This window comes from Streptococcus sp. SN-1 (assembly GCF_041154385.1).
Lineage (GTDB): Bacteria > Bacillota > Bacilli > Lactobacillales > Streptococcaceae > Streptococcus > Streptococcus mitis_CT.
Genome location: NZ_AP028929.1, coordinates 1,093,713 through 1,117,476, shown reverse-complemented (window position 1 = coordinate 1,117,476; position 23,764 = coordinate 1,093,713). Strand labels below are relative to the sequence as shown.

The 23,764-nt window shown below is 35.1% G+C and carries 21 protein-coding genes and 2 pseudogenes; all 23 read left to right on the top strand.

The window, feature by feature from the left end:
• The first annotated feature begins 9 nt into the window (after positions 1-9).
• The 23 genes and pseudogenes from ACAM22_RS04885 to ACAM22_RS04775 all read left to right on the top strand — a co-directional run bounded on the left by ACAM22_RS04885 (position 10) and on the right by ACAM22_RS04775 (position 23,762).
• The gene (locus tag ACAM22_RS04885) at positions 10-927 is read left to right on the top strand and encodes an N-acetylneuraminate lyase (protein WP_049522110.1); all 918 of its coding nucleotides are present in this window, start codon (positions 10-12) and stop codon (positions 925-927) included.
• A gap of 27 nt (positions 928-954) precedes the next feature.
• Positions 955-2,496, top strand: coding sequence for a sodium:solute symporter (locus ACAM22_RS04880; protein ID WP_261232718.1), 1,542 nt, complete (start codon positions 955-957; stop codon positions 2,494-2,496).
• 18 nt (positions 2,497-2,514) lie between these two features.
• Entirely contained in the window at positions 2,515-2,973 is a 459-nt protein-coding gene (locus ACAM22_RS04875) for a YhcH/YjgK/YiaL family protein (protein ID WP_261232716.1), read from the top strand.
• 1 nt (position 2,974) lies between these two features.
• Positions 2,975-5,299: an exo-alpha-sialidase gene (locus ACAM22_RS04870; protein ID WP_261232715.1), complete on the top strand. Its 2,325-nt coding sequence runs from the start codon at positions 2,975-2,977 to the stop codon at positions 5,297-5,299.
• A 39-nt stretch (positions 5,300-5,338) separates the two neighbouring features.
• Complete coding sequence (locus ACAM22_RS04865) at positions 5,339-6,448, top strand: Gfo/Idh/MocA family protein (RefSeq protein WP_000248710.1); 1,110 nt, start codon at positions 5,339-5,341, stop codon at positions 6,446-6,448.
• Positions 6,449-6,604: 156 nt separating this feature from the next.
• A complete protein-coding gene (locus tag ACAM22_RS04860) occupies positions 6,605-7,495 on the top strand; it encodes an ROK family protein (RefSeq protein WP_369606427.1) in 891 nt (296 codons plus the stop codon).
• 24 nt (positions 7,496-7,519) lie between these two features.
• Complete coding sequence (locus tag ACAM22_RS04855) at positions 7,520-7,843, top strand: hypothetical protein (RefSeq protein ID WP_261232711.1); 324 nt, start codon at positions 7,520-7,522, stop codon at positions 7,841-7,843.
• Positions 7,833-9,824, top strand: coding sequence for a V-type ATP synthase subunit I (locus tag ACAM22_RS04850; RefSeq protein WP_369606426.1), 1,992 nt, complete (start codon positions 7,833-7,835; stop codon positions 9,822-9,824). Before ACAM22_RS04855 ends, ACAM22_RS04850 begins: the two co-directional genes overlap by 11 nt.
• 15 nt (positions 9,825-9,839) lie before the next feature.
• Positions 9,840-10,316 (top strand): V-type ATP synthase subunit K, encoded by a 477-nt coding sequence (locus ACAM22_RS04845; RefSeq protein WP_000400484.1) that lies wholly within the window; start codon positions 9,840-9,842, stop codon positions 10,314-10,316.
• Between the two features lie 33 nt (positions 10,317-10,349).
• A complete protein-coding gene (locus tag ACAM22_RS04840; protein WP_101776869.1) occupies positions 10,350-10,937 on the top strand; it encodes a hypothetical protein in 588 nt (195 codons plus the stop codon).
• A 58-nt stretch (positions 10,938-10,995) separates the two neighbouring features.
• A complete protein-coding gene (locus ACAM22_RS04835; RefSeq protein WP_101776870.1) occupies positions 10,996-12,003 on the top strand; it encodes a V-type ATPase subunit in 1,008 nt (335 codons plus the stop codon).
• The gene (locus tag ACAM22_RS04830) at positions 11,993-12,313 is read left to right on the top strand and encodes a V-type ATP synthase subunit F (protein WP_000387941.1); all 321 of its coding nucleotides are present in this window, start codon (positions 11,993-11,995) and stop codon (positions 12,311-12,313) included. Before ACAM22_RS04835 ends, ACAM22_RS04830 begins: the two co-directional genes overlap by 11 nt.
• 62 nt (positions 12,314-12,375) lie before the next feature.
• The gene (locus tag ACAM22_RS04825) at positions 12,376-14,151 is read left to right on the top strand and encodes a V-type ATP synthase subunit A (protein ID WP_261232703.1); all 1,776 of its coding nucleotides are present in this window, start codon (positions 12,376-12,378) and stop codon (positions 14,149-14,151) included.
• Positions 14,152-15,537, top strand: a complete 1,386-nt coding sequence (locus ACAM22_RS04820) for a V-type ATP synthase subunit B (protein ID WP_000111248.1) — start codon at positions 14,152-14,154, stop codon at positions 15,535-15,537.
• Between the two features lie 22 nt (positions 15,538-15,559).
• Positions 15,560-16,171, top strand: coding sequence for a V-type ATP synthase subunit D (locus tag ACAM22_RS04815; RefSeq protein ID WP_000251932.1), 612 nt, complete (start codon positions 15,560-15,562; stop codon positions 16,169-16,171).
• 88 nt (positions 16,172-16,259) lie between these two features.
• Positions 16,260-16,658: pseudogene (locus ACAM22_RS04810) on the top strand (ATP-binding cassette domain-containing protein); the annotation flags it as partial.
• Positions 16,659-17,253: 595 nt separating this feature from the next.
• A complete protein-coding gene (locus ACAM22_RS04805; protein ID WP_033685091.1) occupies positions 17,254-17,553 on the top strand; it encodes a hypothetical protein in 300 nt (99 codons plus the stop codon).
• Positions 17,543-18,031, top strand: coding sequence for a hypothetical protein (locus ACAM22_RS04800; RefSeq protein ID WP_000093683.1), 489 nt, complete (start codon positions 17,543-17,545; stop codon positions 18,029-18,031). Before ACAM22_RS04805 ends, ACAM22_RS04800 begins: the two co-directional genes overlap by 11 nt.
• Positions 18,031-19,907 (top strand): annotated as a pseudogene (locus tag ACAM22_RS04795) (VirD4-like conjugal transfer protein, CD1115 family). The gene ACAM22_RS04800 and the pseudogene ACAM22_RS04795 overlap by 1 nt, the downstream one beginning before the upstream one ends.
• A gap of 20 nt (positions 19,908-19,927) precedes the next feature.
• Positions 19,928-20,170 carry a hypothetical protein gene (locus ACAM22_RS04790; protein ID WP_000627865.1) on the top strand — a complete coding sequence of 81 codons (243 nt, stop codon included), beginning with the start codon at positions 19,928-19,930 and terminating at the stop codon, positions 20,168-20,170.
• Between the two features lie 16 nt (positions 20,171-20,186).
• A complete protein-coding gene (locus tag ACAM22_RS04785; protein ID WP_224208676.1) occupies positions 20,187-21,041 on the top strand; it encodes a conjugal transfer protein TrbL in 855 nt (284 codons plus the stop codon).
• Between the two features lie 53 nt (positions 21,042-21,094).
• Positions 21,095-21,454, top strand: coding sequence for a PrgI family protein (locus tag ACAM22_RS04780; RefSeq protein WP_001097589.1), 360 nt, complete (start codon positions 21,095-21,097; stop codon positions 21,452-21,454).
• Positions 21,405-23,762 carry a VirB4-like conjugal transfer ATPase, CD1110 family gene (locus ACAM22_RS04775; RefSeq protein ID WP_369606425.1) on the top strand — a complete coding sequence of 786 codons (2,358 nt, stop codon included), beginning with the start codon at positions 21,405-21,407 and terminating at the stop codon, positions 23,760-23,762. Before ACAM22_RS04780 ends, ACAM22_RS04775 begins: the two co-directional genes overlap by 50 nt.
• Positions 23,763-23,764 lie beyond the last annotated feature (2 nt).

Here is a 23,764-nt window from a genome sequence, read left to right as displayed (position 1 = left end):
AGAAATCTGATGAAAGATTTAACTAAATACAAAGGCGTTATTCCTGCATTTTATGCTTGCTATGATGAAAATGGTGAAATTAGCCAAGAACGTGTAAAATCTCTGGTGCAATATTTCATTGACAAAGGTGTAAAAGGTATCTATGTAAATGGTTCTTCAGGTGAATGTATTTACCAAAGTGTAGAAGATCGTAAACAAATTATTGAAGCTGTTATGGAAGTTGCTAAAGGTAAATTAACAGTTATCAACCATGTTGCATGTAATAACACGAAAGATAGTATTGAATTGGCAAAACATTCAGAAAGTGTTGGAGTCGATGCTATTGCTGCTATCCCACCTATTTACTTCAAATTGCCAGAATATTCAATCGCGGCATATTGGAATGCAATGAGTGAAGCTGCGCCAAATACAGATTTTATCATTTATAATATTCCACAATTGGCAGGGGTTGCGTTGACTGGTAGTTTGTATGCAACAATGCGTCAAAATCCTCGTGTGATCGGAGTTAAAAATTCTTCTATGCCTGTACAAGATATTCAAATGTTTGTAGCTGCAGGTGGAGAAGATTACATTGTATTTAATGGTCCAGACGAACAATATCTTGGTGGTCGCTTGATGGGAGCAGAAGCTGGTATTGGTGGTACTTATGGCGTTATGCCAGATTTGTTCTTGAAATTGGAAAGTTTGATTCAAGAACGAGATTTAGATACTGCTAAAAAACTTCAATATGCTATCAATGAAGTTATCTATAAGATGGTATCAGGTAAGGCAAATATGTATGCTGTAGCAAAAGAGGTTTTGCGTCTAAATGAAAAACTTGATTTAGGTTCTGTTCGTCAACCCTTAGAAGCATTGGCAGAAGGTGACTTGGAAGTTGCAAAACAAGCAGCAAAACTTATTCAACAAGCACGAAAAGAATTTTTATAATAAATAAAATCAATATGGAGATATGTTATGGGCACAACAGGATTTACAATAATTGACTTAATTATCTTGATTGTTTATTTACTTGCGGTGTTGGTTGCGGGTATCTATTTCTCTAAAAAAGAGATGAAAGGAAAAGAGTTCTTTAAAGGAGATGGTTCGGTTCCTTGGTATGTTACTTCGGTATCCATTTTTGCCACAATGCTCAGTCCGATTTCCTTCTTGGGACTCGCTGGTAACTCTTATGCAGGTAGCTGGATTTTATGGTTTGCTCAATTAGGGATGGTTGTAGCTATTCCACTGACAATTCGTTTTATCTTACCTATCTTTGCACGGATAGACATCGATACGGCATATGATTACTTGGATAAACGTTTTAATTCTAAAGCACTTCGTATTATTTCAGCACTCTTGTTTATTATTTATCAATTGGGACGTATGTCTATCATTATGTACCTCCCATCAGCTGGATTAGCAGTATTGACAGGAATTGACATCAATATTTTGATTATTTTGATGGGTGCAATTGCAATTGTTTATTCTTATACTGGTGGTCTAAAATCCGTATTATGGACAGACTTTATTCAAGGGGTGGTTCTGATTAGTGGTGTCGTTGTAGCTTTATTTGTACTGATGGCTAATATTAAAGGTGGCTTTGGTGCAGTAGCAGAAACATTAGTAAACGGGAAATTCCTTGCTGCAAATGAAAAACTTTTCGACCCTAACTTGCTTTCAAACTCCATCTTCTTAATTGTGATGGGTTCAGGTTTTACAATCTTGTCTTCCTATGCTTCATCTCAAGATTTGGTTCAACGTTTTACTACAACACAAAATATTAAGAAACTTAATAAGATGTTGTTCACAAACGGTGTCTTGTCACTTGCAACTGCAACAGTCTTTTACTTGATTGGTACAGGTTTGTATGTATTCTATCAAGTACAAAATGCAGGTAGTGCAGCTAGCGATATCCCTCAAGACCAAATCTTTATGTACTTTATAGCATACCAGTTACCAGTAGGTATCACAGGTTTGATTTTGGCAGCGATTTATGCCGCAGCTCAATCAACTATTTCAACAGGTTTGAACTCTGTTGCAACTTCATGGACATTGGATATTCAAGATGTCATTTCTAAAAATATGTCAGACGATCATCGTACGAAAATTGCACAATTCGTATCTCTAGCAGTAGGTTTATTCTCAATTGGTGTTTCCATTGTCATGGCTCACTCAGATATTAAATCTGCATACGAATGGTTCAATAGTTTCATGGGACTTGTACTTGGTCTACTTGGTGGTGTATTTATTCTTGGATTTGTTTCTAAAAAAGCAAATAAACAAGGTGCTTATGCAGCGCTGATTGTATCAACCATCGTCATGGTATTTATTAAATACTTCCTTCCTCCAACAGCTGTTAGCTACTGGGCATATTCATTGATTTCAATCTCTGTATCAGTAGTTTCAGGTTATATTGTATCTGTTCTTACTGGAAATAAAGTATCTGCACCTAAATATACAACGATTCATGATATTCCAGAAATTAAAGCGGATTCAAGTTGGGAAATTCGTCACTAATAGAAAAGAGAAAATAATATGATTATTTCTGAACAATCTGATTTTAGACGATATGCTTCTGTCAATAAACATTTTTCAAAAGTCTGTGATTTTTTAGAAAATACAAATTTGACAGATTTAGTTGATGGAAAAATTGATATTGACGGGGAAAATGTTTTTGCAAATTGTATGACCTATCTAGCTGATGGAGTTCCAGGAGATATTTTTGAAACTCATAAGAAATATTTAGATATTCATATTGTTGTTGAAAATACTGAAAAAATGGCAGTAACTTCCCCAGTTCGTGCTCAGTCACGTGTACCTTTTAGTGAAGAGAAGGATATTGCTTTTTACGATAGCAAAGACTATCAAATTGTTGAATTGCTTCCAGGGAATATGTTGGTGACTTTTGAAGAAGATCTTCACCAACCAAAGATTCATTGCAATGATGAAAGTGTTAAAAAACTTGTTATCAAAGTTTTAAACGAGGAAAAATAAAATGAAAAAAAATATTAAACAATATGTAACCTTAGGTACTGTAGTGGTATTATCAGCATTTGTTGCTAACTCAGTTGCAGCTCAGGAGACTGAAACTTCTGAAGTATCAACACCAGAGTTGGTGCAACCTGTTTCACCAACGACTTCGATTTCGGAAGTACAACATAAATCGGGTAACTCTTCGGAAGTTACTGTACAACCTCGAACAGTTGAAACTACTGTTAAGGATCAATCTTCCACAGCGGATGCGATTTCGGGAGTACAACCTAAATCGGATAATTCTTCGGAAGTTACTGTACAACCTCGAACAGTCGAAACTACTGTTAAGGATCCATCTTCTACAGCGGAAGAAACTCCTGTCTTAGAAAAAAATAATGTTACTTTAACAGGGGGCGGAGAAAACGTTACTAATGAGTTAAAGGATAAACTTACTAGCGGTGACTTTACTGTAGTGATTAAGTACAATCAGTCTAGTGAGAAAGGTTTACAAGCTTTGTTTGGAATATCTAATTCTAAACCCGGTCAACAAAATAGTTATGTAGATGTGTTCCTTAGAGACAATGGTGAATTGGGAATGGAAGCGCGTGATACTTCTTCCAATAAAAATCACCTAGTATCCAGACCTGCTTCAGTTTGGGGTAAGTACAAACAAGAGGCTGTGACTAACACTGTTGCAGTAGTAGCAGATTCAGTCAAAAAAACATATTCTTTATATGCTAATGGTACAAAAGTAGTAGAAAAGAAAGTGGATAACTTCCTAAGCATCAAGGATATTAAAGGTATTGATTACTATATGCTTGGGGGAGTGAAACGTGCAGGAAAAACGGCGTTTGGTTTTAACGGAACACTAGAAAATATCAAATTCTTTAATAGTGCATTGGATGAAGAAACTGTTAAAAAGATGACAACAAACGCTGTTACTGGACATTTAATTTATACGGCTAATGATACAACAGGTTCTAACTATTTCCGTATTCCAGTTCTGTATACTTTTAGCAATGGTCGGGTATTTTCAAGCATTGACGCTCGTTACGGTGGAACTCATGATTTCTTGAATAAAATTAATATTGCTACAAGTTATAGTGATGATAATGGTAGGACATGGACTAAACCAAAATTAACATTGGCATTCGATGATTTTGCGCCAGTACCATTAGAATGGCCTCGTGAAGTTGGTGGACGTGACTTACAAATCAGCGGTGGTGCAACCTATATTGACTCTGTTATTGTTGAAAAAAAGAACAAACAAGTACTCATGTTTGCTGATGTGATGCCTGCTGGAGTAAGTTTTAGAGAAGCTACTAGAAAAGATTCAGGTTATAAACAAATTGATGGTAATTATTACCTTAAATTAAAGAAACAAGGTGATACTGATTACAATTATACTATTCGTGAGAATGGTACTGTATACGACGATCGTACCAACAGACCAACTGAATTTTCAGTAGATAAAAAATTCGGTATTAAACAAAATGGTAATTATTTGACGGTAGAGCAATATTCGGTTTCATTTGAAAATAATAAAAAGACTGAATATCGTAATGGGACTAAAGTCCATATGAATATCTTCTACAAAGATGCATTGTTTAAAGTAGTGCCAACGAACTATATTGCATATGTTTCTAGCAATGATCATGGCGAATCTTGGTCTGCACCAACTTTATTACCTCCTATAATGGGACTTAATCGGAATGCGCCATATTTAGGTCCTGGACGTGGAATCATTGAAAGCTCAACTGGACGTATTCTTATTCCGTCTTACACTGGTAAAGAGTCTGCGTTCATTTATAGTGACGATAATGGAGCATCTTGGAAAGTTAAAGTAGTGCCACTTCCTTCTAGTTGGTCAGCAGAAGCACAATTTGTAGAATTGAGTCCAGGAGTAATTCAAGCATATATGCGTACAAATAATGGTAAAATTGCATATTTAACAAGTAAAGACGCAGGTACTACTTGGAGTGCACCGAAATATTTGAATTTTGTTTCAAATCCAAGTTATGGAACACAATTATCAATCATCAATTATAGCCAATTGATTGATGGTAAAAAGGCTGTCATTTTAAGTACTCCAAACTCCACAAATGGTCGTAAACACGGACAAATTTCGATTGGTCTAATTAATGATGATAACACAATTGATTGGCGTTATCATCACGATGTTGATTATAGTAACTATGGATACTCATATTCAACATTGACAGAGTTACCAAATCATGAAATTGGATTGATGTTTGAAAAATTTGATTCATGGTCTCGTAATGAACTTCATATGAAAAATGTTGTACCATATTTAACATTTAAGATTGAAGATTTGAAAAAGAATTAAAGCTGAAATTTAAAAATATATAGAAAGAGGATAAAAATTATGGTAAATTACGGTATTGTTGGAGCTGGATATTTTGGAGCTGATTTGGCTCGCTCAATGAACAAAATTGAAGATGCAAAAGTGGTTGCGGTATTTGACCCAAATCATGGAGAAGAAGTTGCTCAAGAGTTGGGATCAGATGTTTGTGCAAGTTTAGATGAACTTGTAGCACGTGAAGATATTGATTGTGTGATTGTAGCTTCACCTAGCTACCTTCACCGTGAACCTGTTGTGAAAGCTGCTCAACATGGCAAACACGTATTTTGTGAAAAGCCAATTGCATTGTCTTATGAAGATTGTAAAGCCATGGTTGACGCATGTAAAGAAAATAATGTTATCTTTATGGCTGGCCACATCATGAACTTCTTTAACGGTGTACACCATGCTAAAGAATTGATTACTCAAGGTAAAATCGGTAAAGTTCTTTATTGCCATGCCGCTCGTACAGGTTGGGAAGAACAACAACCTACTGTATCATGGAAGAAACTTCGTTCTCAATCTGGAGGACATTTGTACCACCATATTCATGAATTAGATTGCATTCAGTTTATCATGGGAGGACTTCCTGAAAAAGCGACAATGGTAGGAGGCAATGTATATCATAAAGGTGAAAACTTTGGTGATGAAGATGATATGCTCATTGTAAACCTAGAATACTCTGATGATCGTTATGCTGTTTTGGAATATGGTAATGCTTTCCGTTGGGGTGAACACTACGTCTTGATTCAAGGAACTGAAGGAGCTATCAAACTTGACTTGTTCAATACTGGAGGTACTCTTCGTGTTAAAGGCGAAGGAGAATCACACTTCTTAGTTCATGAAACTCAAGAGGAAGATGATGACCGTACAGCTATCTATACCGGTCGTGGTATGGATGGAGCAATTGCTTACGGTAAACCAGGAGTACGTTGCCCATTATGGTTGCAAACCTGTATTGATAAAGAAATGGAATATCTACATGACATCATTAAAGGTGGAGAAATTACAGAAGAATTTGAAAAACTTCTCAATGGTGTAGCTGCTTTAGAATCAATCGCTACCGCTGATGCATGTACTTTATCAGTTAAAGAAGATCGAAAAGTAAGTCTTTCAGAAATCACAAATGCTTAACTTTTGTAAAACAGAATAGTAAATTCTTGTCATTATATAATTTCTAAAGTTCTGTGATACAACTCATTGAATAAAGAAATAGAGATGGGACTGGGATAATGCCCAGTCCCATTTTTTATCAAAAAGTAATGAGATCAAAAATGTGGGAGTGTTGAAATGAAGATTATAGGTATCGATATTGGCGGAACAACAATTAAGGCAGATTTATACGATGAGTTTGGAACGAGTTTAAATCATTTCAAAGAGATAGAAACAATTATTGACTATGATTTGGGAACGAATCAGATATTAAATCAGGTCTGTGATTTAATTGGTGAGTATACTTTAAATCATTCAATTGATGGTGTTGGGATTTCCACTGCTGGAGTTGTTAATGCTAATACTGGAGAAATCATCTATGCAGGCTATACAATACCAGGGTATATCGGAGTAAACTTTACTGTAGAAATAGAAAAACGTTTTGGGTTGTATACTTTTGTTGAAAATGATGTTAATTGTGCTGCATTAGGTGAATTGTGGAAGGGACAAGCCAAAGATAAGAAAAATGTAGTAATGGTTACTATTGGAACAGGTATAGGAGGCAGTATTATTGTCAACGGACAAATTGTTAACGGATTTAACTATACTGCTGGTGAAGTAGGTTATATTCCTGTAGGTAATTCGGATTGGCAAAGTAAAGCCTCAACAACCGCATTGATTCATTTATATCAAAAAAAGAGCTTGAAAACTAATCAAACTGGACGTACTTTCTTCACTGATTTAAGATCTGGAGATAAAGTTGCTGAAGAAACTTTTGAAATTTTTGTAGAAAATCTTACAAAAGGTTTATTAACGATTTCTTATCTACTTAATCCAGAAATTCTCATATTAGGAGGTGGGATTCTGGATAGTAAGGATATTTTGTTACCTGAAATTCAAAGTTCTTTAGCTAAAAATGCAATGGATAATAGGTTTTTACCTAAAAATCTTGTGGCAGCTACATTAGGAAATGAAGCTGGTCGTATAGGAGCTGTAAAAAATTTCTTAGATAGAATTTCTAATAAATAGTATGAAAGATAAGGAGGTGTCACAATGACTAACTCTGTATTTTCGACAATGCAAGATATTGAGAATGTTGCAAACGATATTTTAAAATCATATGATAATGAGATTTATACTTATAAAGCTGTTTCCCAAGAAGAATTGGAAAAACTAGAAAAAAGTTATGATGAAAAAAGTCACGAAGAATTAGTTTCAATAGAAAGCAATTTAGAAATGAAACAACAGAACCTTATTGATGAGGTTAATAAAACAATCAAGGAAAATGATGAAAATATTCAGTATATTTCATCAAGTAGGAAAGGAGAATTTGTAGAAAAAATTATTGGTAGGGTGGTAGAAAAATATGGCCATTAGTCAGATGAAAAGAATTTCTCTACTATTTTCTAAAAGTAGTCTTGATGATGTTTTAAAAACTATTCAAGAACTAGAGTCAGTGCAGTTCCGTGATTTAAAGGTTCAGGATAACTGGTCAGAAGCTCTAGAAAAAGATGAAGTTGTATTTCCAACTATTCAAATTTTTCATACTTCTAATTCCAATCATGGGGTTATTGAGGGAAATGATGCCTTGACTTATTTGATGAATCAACAACAACATTTAGAAGCAACTGTAGAGAAATTACAAGAATACCTACCGAAAGAAAACACGTTTAAATTATTGCAGCAACCTCCGATAACTACCTCTTATGAAGAATTAGAGAAATTTGGTAAAGCTAATGTTGCTGAGGGTGTTCTTAAAAAAGTGAATCATCAAATTAATAGAGTTCATGAATTAGAAAGACACATTCAAAGTAATAATGAGGAAATAGAGCGATTAATAAAGTGGGAAAAATTAGAAATTGTTCCTGCAAATTTAGAACAATTTTCTTTCTGTAAAGGAAAAGTCGGAACAATTCCAAGGACTGAAGATAATCGCTTATACAATAGTCTTTTAGAAAACAATATTGAAGTTCAAGAAATATTTTCTAATGATAGAGAGTACGGTGTTGTTGTTTTCTATCAGTCTAGTTACTCTATAGATTTTGATGAATACTTATTTGAACCATTTGATTATTCTAGAAAGGAATTACCGAAGCAGCGAGTAGTAGATTTAGATCAAGAAAACATGCAGTTAATAACTGAAAAAGAGAATATTATCGCATCGTTGCAAGATTCAAAGAAATATTTGATAGATTTACAATGGCAAATAGACTATATTTTATCTATCTATGCTCGTCAAATCTCTAAGAATAACTTTTTGTGCACTCCGCATCTAGTTGCATTAGAAGGATGGATAGAAGAAACTCGTATATTATATTTTATAAAAGTTATGGATGAGCGTTTTGGACATTCTATTTATATTTATGAATCGGAAACATTGACGGATAATCAAGATGAAATACCTATCAAATTAACGAATCATTCTTTAATTGAACCATTTGAATTATTGACAGAAATGTATGCTCTGCCCAAATATTATGAGAAAGATCCTACACCTGTATTAGCACCATTTTACTTTACATTTTTTGGAATGATGGTTGCTGATTTAGGCTATGGTTTACTATTGTTTTTAGGAACAATGTTAGCATTAAAAATTTTTCATCTACCTTCAGCAACTAAGAGATTTTTAAAATTCTTTAATATATTAGGGGTAGCCGTTGCAATTTGGGGTGGAATCTATGGCTCATTTTTTGGATATGAGTTGCCATTTCATCTGATATCTACAACCTCTGATGTCATGACTATATTAGTAGTGTCAGTTGTGTTTGGGTTTATTACAGTATTTGCAGGTTTGTTAGCTTCAGGACTACAAAAAGTAAGAATGAAGAAATATGCAGAAGCATATAATTCAGGATTTGCGTGGTGTGTTATTCTGCTTGGCTTGTTATTTATTGCTGTTGGAATGTTGATGCCTGATATGAGACCGTTATTTGTATTAGGGAAATGGGTATCTATTTTTAATGCTGTGGGGATTTTGATTGTTTCTATTATTCAAGCCAAAAGCTTGTCAGGTATTGGAGCAGGATTGTTTAATCTATATAACATTTCATCTTATATAGGTGATTTAGTTAGTTTCACTCGATTGATGGCATTAGGATTATCTGGAGCAAGTATAGCATCAGCTTTCAATTTAATTGTTGGTTTGTTTCCGGGAATATTGGCTAAACTGACAATTGGATTAGTATTATTCATTCTTTTACATGCGATCAATATTTTTCTATCGTTACTATCAGGATATGTTCATGGAGCACGTCTGATATTTGTTGAATTTTTTGGTAAGTTTTATGAGGGTGGAGGAAAACCATTTCAACCTTTGAAGGCTTCTGAGAAATATATTAAGGTTATTACAAAGAATTAATGGAGGATATATATAATGGAACATTTAGCAACTTATTTTTCAACCTATGGAGGAGCTTTTTTCGCTGCATTGGGAATTGTACTGGCGGTTGGATTAAGCGGTATGGGGTCTGCTTATGGAGTTGGTAAGGCTGGGCAATCTGCCGCAGCTTTACTGAAAGAACAGCCTGAAAAGTTTGCCTCAGCTTTGATATTGCAATTATTGCCCGGAACACAAGGATTATATGGTTTTGTTATTGGAATTTTAATTTGGTTGCAATTAACTCCAGAACTTCCTTTAGAAAAAGGCGTTGCTTATTTCTTTGTAGCCCTTCCAATTGCTATTGTAGGATACTTTTCAGCTAAGCATCAAGGAAATGTAGCAGTAGCGGGAATGCAAATCTTGGCTAAAAGACCAAAAGAATTCATGAAGGGAGCAATTTTAGCTGCCATGGTAGAAACCTATGCAATTCTTGCTTTTGTCGTATCATTCATTTTGACCCTTCGTGTATAAGAAATAAATTTGCAATTCAAAGGAGGTGTCTAAATGAGCAATTTAGAAAACTTACGAGAGTCTGTTATTGAACAAGCTCATGAAAAAGGGCGTATGAAATTATTGGATTCCAAAAAGAAGATTGATGATGAATTTGAAATGCAAAAGTCGCTCATTATAAAGAAAAAAGAAGCTGAACATGAACGAAAGTTAAAAGAATTGCAACAGAAATATCAAATAATTTTTCAACAATTAAAAAATAAGGAACGCCAATCAACGTTAGTATCAAAACAGAAAATATTAAAAGAACTTTTTCAATCTGCTTTACTAGAAATGGAATCTTGGAGTGCAGATAAAGAAATGGAGTTCATCTATCGAATTCTGGAACAATATTCACAACAAGAGGTCATAGTAACTTTTGGGGAACAGACTTTAGCTAAATTCAATTTGGAACAATTAGAGAAATTGAAATTCTCTTTTCCAAATTATTTATTTAGTGAACAACCTATCTCAAATGAATCAGGCTTACTTATTTCAATAGGTAAAATTGATGATAACTATTTGTATAAAACATTAATTGGATCGATTTCTAAGGAAGAAAGTTCAAGTATCGCAAATCAAATTTTTATCAATCAAGGATGAAATTGGTTAATCCTTCTTAGAAATTAGGAGTATTCCAATAAAATTAGAAAGGTATTTTATGGATACTAATCTTTTTTCAAAAATAAATACGACGATTTCGGTAAAAGAAAACGATTTTATTACAGAAGAAAAATTTCAAAAAATTATACAATCCAAAGATACGGAGACATTGGCATTTATCTTAGAATCAACTCCCTATCATTTATCGATTGACATCTTAAAAGATCCTAGTCAGACAGAGATTTCGCTAATGACAAAATTAGTCAATGATTATAGATGGGCCTATGCTGAAAGTCCGTCTGATATAATTGTGACTTTATTTGCTTTACGATATGTTTATCATAATATCAAAGTTTTATTAAAATCTAAGGCGGCAATTAAGAAAGATTTTTCTAAATTATTAATTCCAATAGGGATTTTTGATATAGAAAGTTTAAAACATTTAGTTTCTTCCTTACATTCAGATACACTTCCTGATTTTATGGTTCGTGAAGTAGAATCAATTTGGAATGAGTATGAAACTTTTAATAATATTCGTGTACTTGATGTCGGAGCTGATCTAGCATATTTTAAACATCTGAAACTTTTATCTAATGAGTTAGATGAGGTATTGTCTCAGGTTATTGTCGAAATGATTGACTTTTATAATATTATTACTGTAAAACGTGGTTTATCTCAAAATAAGAGTCATGGGGATATTTTACAATTACTTTCAGATGAAGGAAGTATTTCTGCTAAAGAATTTATATACATTGTAGAAAATCAAGAAATATTTGTGTGGTTCAATAAAATAAATCCAAGCTTAGATTCAATCTTTTCAACTTATGAATTGAAGATGCAGGACGCAACGATTTCATCTTCTGAGTTAGAATTTTTATGTGATTTACTATTGTATAAAACTTTAGATCAAGGAAGGTACAATGTAGATGGGCCGTTAGTTCTTGCTAGATATTTATTGGGATGTGAGTTTGAAGTAAAGAATCTCAGAATGATCATATCAGCTCTTCAAAATACAATTCCCTTTGAATCAATAAAAGAAAGGATACGCCCACATTATGGAAGCTAATAAGTATAAAATTGGCATAATTGGTAGCCGTGATATTATTTTACCATTTAGCATGATTGGGTTTGATATATTTCCTGCCTATCAAGAACAAGAAGCTATAAATACACTAAGAAAATTAGCTCAATCTGATTATGGTGTCATATATATCACTGAAGACATTGCTTCAATGATATTAGATACAATTCGCCATTATGATTCCCAAGTTGTGCCTGCTATTATCTTATTACCGACTCATAAACAAGGTTTAAATTTAGGATTAAAACGTATAGAGGATAATGTAGAGAAAGCAGTAGGACACAATATTTTATAATAATGTACAAAATTGTCTGTAATATTATTCTATAATTTTTGGACTTAGTAAGGAGAATAACTTTGACTCAAGGGAAGATTATAAAAGTATCGGGACCTCTAGTTATTGCATCAGGTATGCAGGAGGCTAATATTCAAGATATTTGCCGTGTAGGTAAGCTAGGGTTAATCGGTGAAATTATTGAAATGAGAAGAGATCAGGCATCTATCCAAGTCTATGAAGAAACATCTGGTCTTGGTCCGGGAGAACCTGTTGTTACAACTGGAGAACCTCTCTCGGTTGAATTAGGGCCTGGATTGATTTCTCAAATGTTTGATGGCATACAACGCCCATTAGATCGATTTAAATTGGCTACTCATAATGATTTTCTAGTTCGTGGAGTAGAAGTTCCAAGTTTGGATAGAGATATTAAGTGGCATTTTGATCCTACTATAGCAATTGGTCAAAAAGTGAGTACGGGTGATATTCTTGGAACTGTCAAGGAGACCGAGGTGGTTAATCATAAAATTATGGTTCCTTATGGAGTATCTGGCGTAGTCGTTTCTATTGCATCTGGCGATTTTACAATTGATGAAGTTGTATATGAAATAAAAAAATTGGACGGTAGTTTCTATAAAGGAACGCTTATGCAAAAATGGCCTGTCCGCAAGGCGCGTCCTGTTTCTAAACGTTTAATCCCAGAAGAACCATTAATCACAGGCCAACGAGTTATTGATACATTCTTTCCAGTAACCAAAGGGGGAGCAGCAGCTGTTCCTGGACCTTTTGGAGCAGGAAAGACAGTTGTACAACACCAAGTAGCTAAATTTGCCAATGTTGATATTGTTATTTATGTTGGTTGTGGAGAACGTGGAAATGAAATGACGGATGTACTGAATGAGTTTCCTGAGTTGATTGACCCTAATACCGGACAATCAATTATGCAACGGACAGTTCTGATTGCTAATACTTCAAATATGCCTGTTGCTGCTCGTGAGGCTTCAATTTATACAGGAATTACCATGGCTGAGTATTTTCGTGATATGGGTTACTCTGTCGCCATTATGGCTGATTCGACTTCACGTTGGGCAGAAGCGCTACGTGAAATGTCAGGACGTCTAGAAGAAATGCCTGGTGATGAGGGTTATCCTGCTTATCTGGGAAGTCGTATCGCTGAATATTATGAAAGAGCGGGACGTTCTCAGGTTCTAGGGCTTCCAGAACGTGAAGGAACGATTACTGCTATTGGAGCTGTATCGCCACCCGGTGGAGATATTTCAGAACCAGTTACTCAAAACACTTTACGGATTGTGAAAGTTTTTTGGGGGCTTGATGCTCCGTTGGCACAGCGACGTCATTTTCCTGCAATTAACTGGCTCACATCTTATTCACTCTATAAAGACAGTGTGGGAACTTATATAGATGGTAAAGAGAAGACAGATTGGAATAGTAAAATAACTCGTGCGATGAACTACTTACAACGGGAATCTAGTTTAGAGGAAATTGTTCGTCTTGTTGGAATTGATTCTCTGTCTGATAATGAACGACTAACTATGGAAATTGCTAAACAAATTAGAGAAGATTATTTGCAACAGAACGCTTTTGATTCGGTAGATACATTCACTTCGTTTGCAAAACAAGAAGCAATGTTAAGTAATATCCTAACTTTTGCTGATCAGGCAAATCATGCTTTAGAGTTGGGTTCTTACTTTACAGAGATTATGGAAGGTACCGTGGCAGTTCGAGACCGTATGGCTAGAAGTAAATATGTTTCAGAAGATAGATTAGATGAAATCAAAATTATTTCAAATGAGATTACACATCAAATTCATTTGATATTAGAAACAGGAGGTCTATAAATGAGTGTTATAAAAGAATACAGAACTGCTAGTGAAGTTGTTGGGCCTCTTATGATTGTTGAACAAGTTAATAATGTGTCTTACAATGAGTTAGTTGAAATTCAACTTCATAATGGAGAAATTCGTCGTGGACAGGTTTTAGAGATCCACGAAGATAAAGCAATGGTTCAGCTTTTTGAAGGATCTAGTGGAATAAATTTAGAAAAGTCTAAAATTCGTTTTGCTGGTCATGCATTAGAATTGGCTGTATCTGAGGATATGGTTGGTCGTATTTTTAATGGGATGGGAAAACCAATTGATGGTGGACCAGATTTAATTCCAGAGAAATATTTAGATATTGATGGTCAAGCTATTAATCCTGTATCTAGAGATTATCCAGATGAATTTATTCAGACAGGGATCTCCTCTATTGATCATTTGAATACTCTTGTACGTGGTCAAAAATTACCAGTATTTTCAGGTTCGGGCTTACCTCATAATGAATTAGCTGCTCAGATAGCAAGACAAGCGACTGTTTTAAATTCTGATGAAAATTTTGCGGTTGTATTTGCAGCAATGGGTATTACTTTTGAAGAAGCTGAATTTTTTATGGAAGAACTCAGAAAAACAGGAGCAATCGATCGTTCGGTTTTATTTATGAACTTGGCAAATGATCCTGCAATTGAACGTATTGCAACTCCCCGCATTGCTTTAACTGCGGCAGAGTATCTAGCTTTTGAAAAAGATATGCACGTTCTAGTTATCATGACGGATATGACTAACTATTGTGAAGCGTTACGTGAAGTCTCGGCAGCTCGCCGTGAAGTTCCAGGGAGACGAGGCTATCCGGGATATTTATATACAAATTTATCAACTCTATACGAAAGGGCTGGTCGCTTAGTTGGTAAAAAAGGTTCGGTGACACAGATTCCTATTTTAACAATGCCAGAAGATGACATAACACATCCAATTCCTGATTTAACTGGATACATTACTGAAGGGCAAATTATTTTGTCGCATGAGTTGTATAATCAAGGTTATCGTCCACCAATCAATGTTTTACCTTCTCTCTCTCGATTAAAAGATAAGGGATCTGGAGAAGGTAAAACTCGTGGAGATCATGCTCCAACTATGAATCAACTGTTTGCAGCCTATGCCCAAGGGAAAAAGGTTGAAGAGTTAGCAGTAGTATTAGGAGAATCGGCTTTATCTGATGTAGATAAATTGTATGTGAGGTTTACAAAGCGTTTTGAAGAAGAGTACATAAACCAAGGATTTTATAAAAATCGAAATATAGAAGATACGTTGAATCTTGGGTGGGAATTACTATCAATTCTTCCTAGAACAGAGTTAAAACGTATCAAAGATGATTTGCTTGATAAATACTTACCTTTGGTAGAAGTTTAATCCGGAAATGGAGTGATTATCGATGGTACGTTTGAATGTAAAACCAACTCGTATGGAATTGAATAACTTAAAGGAACGTTTGAAAACAGCTGAACGTGGACATAAGTTATTAAAGGATAAAAGAGATGAATTGATGAGGCGATTTATTTCTTTGATTCGTGAGAATAATCAACTTCGGAAAGAAGTAGAAAGTTATCTAATTGATAATCTAAAATCCTTTGCAGTTGCTAAATCATTAAAGAATTCTCAAATGGTGGAGGAATTATTTTCAATTCCATCGAAAGAAATTGAATTATTTGTTGAGAAAGAAAATATCATGAGTGTAACAGTTCCTAGAATGCATATGAATATTACTTCTCAAAATGAGAACAGTGAATACAGCTATTTATCTTCTAATAGTGAAATGGATGATGTATTTGCTACAATGAATAGTTTAATTGATAAATTACTAAGACTGGCAGAAGTTGAAAAAACGTGTCAGTTAATGGCTGATGAAATAGAAAAAACACGTAGACGTGTAAATGGTTTAGAATACTCGATTATTCCAAACTTGTCGGAAACTATTCATTATATAGAATTGAAACTAGAGGAGGCAGAAAGAGCCAATTTAGTTCGTATTATGAAAGTGAAGTAGATCCTTTATTTAGATTATTAATTAGATGAACAAATATCAGCTTGGATAAGGCTTTAAGCCTTTCTAAGCTTTTTTATTGACAGTATCAGGATATCTTTTTCAAAATTTTGGTTTGTTAGATAATGAAAATATTTCTACTAATCTAGATTTAGGATTAGTAAATCTTAAATGTAATTATATAGAAAAAGATAAGTTAAAAAAAGATGTATTAGCAAGAGTTGGTCTAACTCATATTCATCTGGAACAAAAGATATATGAATTGTCTGGCGGTGAAGCACAACGTGTTGCTTTAGCGAAAATTATTCTTAAAAATCCACCATTAATACTTGCGGATGAGTTGACTGCATCGCTCGATCCTACGACTTCACAAGGAATTATGAAATTATTATTAGATATGAAAAATGAAAATCGTCTAATCATCATTGCAACTCATAATCCCGATATTTGGAATCAAGCAGATGAAGTTATAAATTTAAATCAATTATAGTTACAGTCAATAGATATCTTCTATATTTTAAAGTTATTTTATCTGAATCCGTAAAAGCAGTTCAATCTTGTACTGCTTTTTTCTTTTACGACTTACGCTGTTTGGTTTCATGAGCAAGTCCCTCAAAGTGAACTAATAAAAAATCATGAGAAGTCATAGTGATGAAATTTCTGTAACGGAAGTAGAGCGAATTGCTGAACCATTAAATGAGTATCTCTCGAAGTAGATGCGTCTATTTTGACTTCTAGTCTGATAGAATGGTAGTTTGAAAATGTAAATGATAGCTACTGTTCATAAAACATAGAAGGTATGTAGGGTGTTGTGAGAGGAGCTAGAAATTAGTACTTACCTGATTTTTCCAACAACTCCAAAGATGTGATAAAAATTTCAACTACTCTTATCTATAATAAAGCTACCTGTTCTTTGAAAATTGAATCCACTCCGTCTTGATTAGCGTGCCTGTGTAAGTAGGGACTGAGAGTTTTTCCCTGTGAAGGGCAACTGGCACAAGACGTGTGTGAGAATTTTCTAACAGACACGGAGTTTATCGTTACCAGACTTAAACGATGCGACAAACTAGATAAAGGAGTTAATCATGAAGGTAGTAAACTTGTATGATTTGAAACAAATGGGAAATAAAGGTGGTTGTACCATCCAATTGATTCATCACTTTCCTTTTGGTATGGGCTTAGGACATCTCAAAAAAGACTACATTGAATTTAAACGTGTTGGTATCGTTGATGGGAAAGCAGTAGAAGTTACTCTTCGAGAACCTTATTCGAGAGATCTACTGCAGGTTGTCAAGTCGATTAAGCAACGTCAGAAATTGATAGCTTATCGTTATAAAGAAGGAAAGCTGCTATTTGTTAAGAAGGAGGTATCAGATGTCCTCTGAACAACAGGAACGAATGGCAGTTCAATATGCGGAGCGTAGTCTTTTATTTACTGTCAAAAGTCTCTTAAAGATTCTAGAATGGTCTAGACGTCAGGCTTTAGCACAGGATTCCGCCTATAAGGTAGGTGTGCAGAAATTAGAAGAATTGCTACAATCTCCTTATTCGATTGATACGATTAATCTGAAAAAAGATTTTTTAGACAAACCAATTGATATAGAGAAATTTAAAGCATTTTTAGAAAAAGAAGAGATTCCTTTAGCCATTGCTTGGCAAGGGGATTCTCTGCATTTCTATACGAAAGACCGTTCGATTCTAGACAATCATTTAGACCATCTATTAGAAAAAATGGTTAATGATCCGGAGAAATTAGCTGATTTTACCATGGATAAGTCATTAGACGATGCAATTGATGAGGCTAAATCCCAAATTACCTTTAGACAAGAAGGTGCCGTCAAACAGAAAGAGATGGTGAGATGATGTACAGTGGAAAGAAATTCCTACTATTCTCACTGTTAGGTATCTTACTAGGCTATCTTTTCATCGTTTGACGCTTTTGTATGATTCCTATACTGGAAATAGCTTAGATAAATGGACTCATCTTCTGATGGAAGGTCAAGATGAAGTTCTTCAGTCGCCATGGAATGTTTCCTTTACTGGAAAATCAAGTGCTTTTTTTCTACTAGGCTTTGTGATGATGTTGCTGGTTTATCTCTATTTAGAGACTGGCAAAAAACAATACCGAGAAGGGGTAGAATACGGGAGCGCCCGTTTTGGAACTCTAAAAGAAAAGAAGCTCTTTTACGGTAAGGAATTTTCTCATGATACAATCTTAGCCCAAGATGTTCGTCTAACTTTGTTAGATAAAAAACCACCCCAATATGATAGAAATAAGAATATTGCGGTGATCGGAGGTTCAGGAAGTGGGAAAACATTTCGCTTTGTGAAACCCAATCTGATTCAGATGAATAGTTCTAATATTGTAGTGGATCCAAAAGATCACTTGGCCGAGAAAACAGGTAAACTCTTTTTAGAAAATGGTTACCAAGTAAAGGTGCTAGATTTAGTCAATATGAAGAACTCAGATGGTTTCAATCCTTTTCGCTATATAGAGACAGAAAATGATTTGAATCGCATGCTGACGGTTTATTTTAATAACACCAAAGGCTCTGGATCTCGTAGTGATCCATTTTGGGATGAAGCTTCTATGACTTTGGTTCGAGCTTTAGCCTCCTACTTGGTCGATTTCTATAACCCACCTAAAACAAGAGAACAGCTCATAGAAGAAAGTCGTTTAAGTCAAAAAGAATACCAAAACTTGTTGAAACGTCAAAAAAAAGAAGTGGAAGAGCGAAAAAAACGAGGGCGTTATCCAAGTTTTGCTGAAATCTCAAAACTCATTAAACACTTATCCAAGGGTGAAAACCAAGAAAAAAGTGTCTTAGAAATTTTATTTGAAAATTATGCTAAAAAGTATGGGACTGAAAATTTTACCATGCGAAATTGGGCAGATTTTCAAAATTATAAGGATAAGACCCTGGATTCTGTTATAGCTGTAACCACTGCTAAATTTGCCCTCTTCAATATTCAAAGTGTCATGGATTTGACCAAAAGAGATACCCTTGATATGAAGACATGGGGCAAGGAAAAATCAATGGTTTACTTAGTTATCCCAGATAACGATAGTACCTTTCGCTTTCTTTCAGCCCTCTTTTTTTCAACCGTATTTCAAACCCTGACAAGACAAGCAGATATTGATTTTAAGGGGCAATTGCCTCTTCATGTGAGATTTTACTTAGATGAGTTCCCAAATATCGGAGAAATTCCAGATTTTGCTGAACAAACCTCAACAGTCCGTTCTCGGAACATGAGTCTCGTTCCTATTCTACAAAATATTGCCCAACTTCAAGGGCTCTATAAAGAAAAAGAAGCTTGGAAAACCATTCTTGGGAACTGTGATAGCTTAGTCTACTTAGGTGGTAATGATGAAGATACCTTTAAATTTATGAGTGGTTTACTCGGTAAACAAACCATTGATGTTCGAAATACTAGTCGTTCCTTTGGCCAGACAGGTTCAGGATCCCTTTCTCATCAAAAGATTGCTCGTGATCTAATGACACCTGATGAAGTCGGAAATATGAAACGGCATGAATGCCTGGTTCGAATTGCCAATATGCCTGTCTTTAAAAGCAAAAAATACAATTCTACTAAGCATCCAAACTGGAAGTACCTAGCCAATCAAGAAACCGATGAACGGTGGTGGAACTATCAAATCAATCCTTTAAATCAAAGACAAGAAAATCATCTTGAAGGCCTTAGAATTCGTGATTTAACTTTTGAATCTAGTTTAAAATAAAAATAGAAAAGAGGAAATAGATGATTACGCATTTTAAAGGTTTTGTCTATGGAGTAGACGCTAGTGCCATGTTTGCACAAGCTATGTCTTTGTTACAGAAGGGATTGATTGCCGTTGGTGCCTTTCTCGTTGTTGTGGGGATTGTCAATCTTGCAACCAACATTAAAGATGGTGGACCAGGTGTTCGGAATGCTATTCTGGAAATTGTCGGTGGAGTTATGGTCGGGGCTGCTGGAGCCTTTGTAACTCAAATTTCAATTTAGGAGGATAAACAATGACATGAATCTTAGTTTAGTCTCACCCTTTGTTTACCTTGCATCTGAAAAAATATCAGCTGAAAATTTATTTGAAGGATTTACTGTAGATTTACAATCTACAGTAGATCTGATTAAATCTCTATCTAGCTACAATCCAACCGTTTGGACTTATATGTCTAGTATTACTAAAAGTGTCATGCAACCTCTTGGAGTTGCGATTTTATCAGTTGTTCTCATCTTAGAATTTTCGAAGATGGCAAAGAAAATTGCTAACTCTGGTGGAGCGATGACCTTTGAGGCATTAGCTCCGATGTTGATTAGTTATATTATGGTCGCAGTTGTAATTACCAACACGACCGTTATTGTAGAAGCTATCATCGGGATTGCGAGTCACGCTATTGAACAAGTTGCTTCGATTGTGGCTCACGGTGGGGCAAAGTATGATACAATCTCTGGATTAAAAGGTTCAGGATTTATTGGCCGTATGATTGTGGGCTTTTTCGCCCTCCTCATTTGGCTTGTTCGGATAGTAAGTGCAGCCATGGTCAATCTTTTGGTATCCATTCGATTTATTCAACTCTACCTCATGATTCCATTTGCCCCTCTTACGATTCCAACATTTTTAAGCGATGAATGGAAGTCCATTGGTATTGGCTATTTAAAAAATATTATGGTCTATGCGGTACAAGGGGTTCTCATTTTTCTGATTGTTTCTCTTGTTCCTTTATTTGAATCTGCTGGGAAAATAGCTGTTTCAAATGGTGCAGGAGTCTTGCAATCACTTGCGATTATGTTTGGTAGTTTGGTACAAGCTATCTTACTGATTATTGCCCTCGTTGGTTCTCAACGTACGGCTCGCTCAATCTTAGGTATGTAATTAGATAAAGGCTAGGAAGTGATTGCTTCTTAGCCTTTTTAGAAAGGAAAGTCATGAATACACGTGTCTTTAAAGACATCTCAAAATACCAACACAGGGCTTGGCTAGGCTTCACCACAAGACAAATCATCTTTGTTTTACCAGCCTTTATTGTCACAATTATTGTTTTGGGCTTGAATCTCTTTTTCTGGCAATTTGGAGATTGGTTTGTTTACGGTTTTGTGTTTGCCTTTACTATTCCCCTCATGCTATTTGGAGTCTATAAACCCAATGATTTATATTTTGAACATTATTTGAAATACCGTCTTCATTTTGAATTAACGGTTCCCCTACGCACAATTACAGGAAAGAAAGGACCTGAACATGAAAAGAAAATCAAATACATTAAAGAAACAAAAAACTTCAATGACTAATAAAAAGGAAGAAGTTAAAGTTAAAAAAGAGGAAGTGTTACCCTCAACGGCTAATACTCTTTCTTATCAAGCCTTGTATCAAAACGGTCTGATGCAGGTAAAAGAAGATTATTTTTCACAAAGCTATTTACTTGGTGATGTCAATTACCAGACCGTTAGTTTAGAAGATAAGGGGGCAATCATTGAGAAGTATTCTGATTTGATTAACTCTTTAGACGACAAAACCAACTTCCAATTGACTATCTTTAATAAAAGATTGAATTTAGAAAAATTCAGACAAAGTGTTTTGTATGAGGAAAAAGAAGATGGGTATGATAGCTATCGTAAAGAATTGAATCGGATGATGAATCAAAATTTAGACAGTGGAGAAAATAACTTTTCGGCTGTGAAACTGATTAGCTTTGGTAGAAAGGATTCTAATCCCAAACAAGCCTATCGTTCCTTGTCTCAAATAGGCGAATATTTCAAGAGTGGTTTCTCAGAAATTGATGCACGATTTGAATCTTTGGCTGGAGAAGAACGGGTGAACTTGTTGGCCGATATGCTTAGAGGAGAACACCATCTTCCTTTTTCTTACCGTGATTTAACGAAATCTGGTCAGACAACTCGTCACTTCATAGCACCTAATCTCTTGGACTTTAAAAACAAGAATTACCTACAAATCAATGACCGCTTATTGCAGATTGTCTATGTGAGAGACTACGGTATGGAATTAGGGGATCAGTTTATCCGAGACCTCATGCAAGGAGATTTGGAATTGATTGTGAGCCTCCATGCCCAAAGTTCGACTAAGGCGGATGCCATGAAGAAACTACGAACAAAGAAAACCTTGATGGAATCCCAAAAGATTGGGGAACAACAAAAACTAGCTCGTACAGGTATCTATTTGGAAAAAGTAGGTCATGTATTAGAAAGTAATATCGATGAAGCTGAGGAACTCTTAAAAACCATGACAGAGACAGGAGATAAACTATTTCAAACAGTCTTCTTGATTGGTGTTTTTGGTCAGGATGAAGAAGAACTCAAACAAGCCCTAGACACTATCCAACAAGTGGCCGGCTCAAATGACCTAATGATTGATAAACTTCCATATATGCAAGAAGCAGCTTTTAATAGTTTGCTGCCATTTGGTTGTGATTTTTTAGAGGGAGTATCACGGAGTTTATTAACGTCCAATGTAGCAGTGAACTCTCCATGGACTTCAGTAGACTTACAAGACCGCAGTGGAAAATATTACGGTATCAATCAAATCTCAAGCAATATTATTACCATTGATCGCAGCCTATTAAATACACCGTCTGGTCTGATTTTAGGAACATCTGGAGCTGGGAAAGGGATGGCAACCAAGCATGAAATTATCACGACCAAAATCAAGGAATCTGGTGAAAATACCGAAATTATCATCGTGGATCCAGAAGCAGAGTACAGTGTTATTGGACGAGCTTTTGGGGGAGAAATGATTGATATTGCGCCTGATTCCCAAACCTATCTCAATGTCCTTGACCTGTCTGAGGAGAATATGGATGAAGATCCTGTAAAGGTAAAATCAGAATTTCTTTTATCCTTTATCGGCAAGTTATTGGATAGAAAAATGGATGGAAGAGAAAAATCGATTATCGACCGAGTTACCAGACTCACCTATCAGTCATTTAAAGAGCCTTCTTTGGAAGAATGGGTCTTTGTCTTGAGCCAACAACCAGAAGAAGAAGCGCAGAATTTGGCACTTGATATGGAACTGTATGTCGAAGGTTCTCTTGATATTTTTTCTCATAAGACCAATATTCAGACAGGATCTAACTTCTTAATCTATAACGTTAAAAAGTTAGGAGATGAGCTGAAACAAATCGCTCTTATGGTTGTTTTTGATCAGATATGGAATCGTGTCGTTCGGAATCAAAAATTAGGGAAGAGGACCTGGATTTATTTTGATGAAATGCAGCTTCTCTTACTAGATAAATATGCCAGTGATTTCTTCTTTAAATTGTGGAGTCGTGTCAGAAAATATGGAGCTAGTCCGACTGGGATAACCCAAAATGTCGAAACCTTATTGTTAGATCCAAACGGTAGACGGATTATTGCAAATAGTGAATTTATGATTCTCCTCAAGCAAGCAAAAAATGACAGAGAAGAACTGGTTCAACTCTTAGGCTTGTCAAAAGAACTCGAAAAATACTTAGTCAATCCAGAAAAAGGGGCAGGGCTAATAAAAGCTGGTTCCGTTGTCGTTCCCTTTAAAAATAAGATTCCTAAAGGTACACAATTGTTTGATATCATGAGTACAGATCCTGATAAAATGGCTTCTAATTAAGG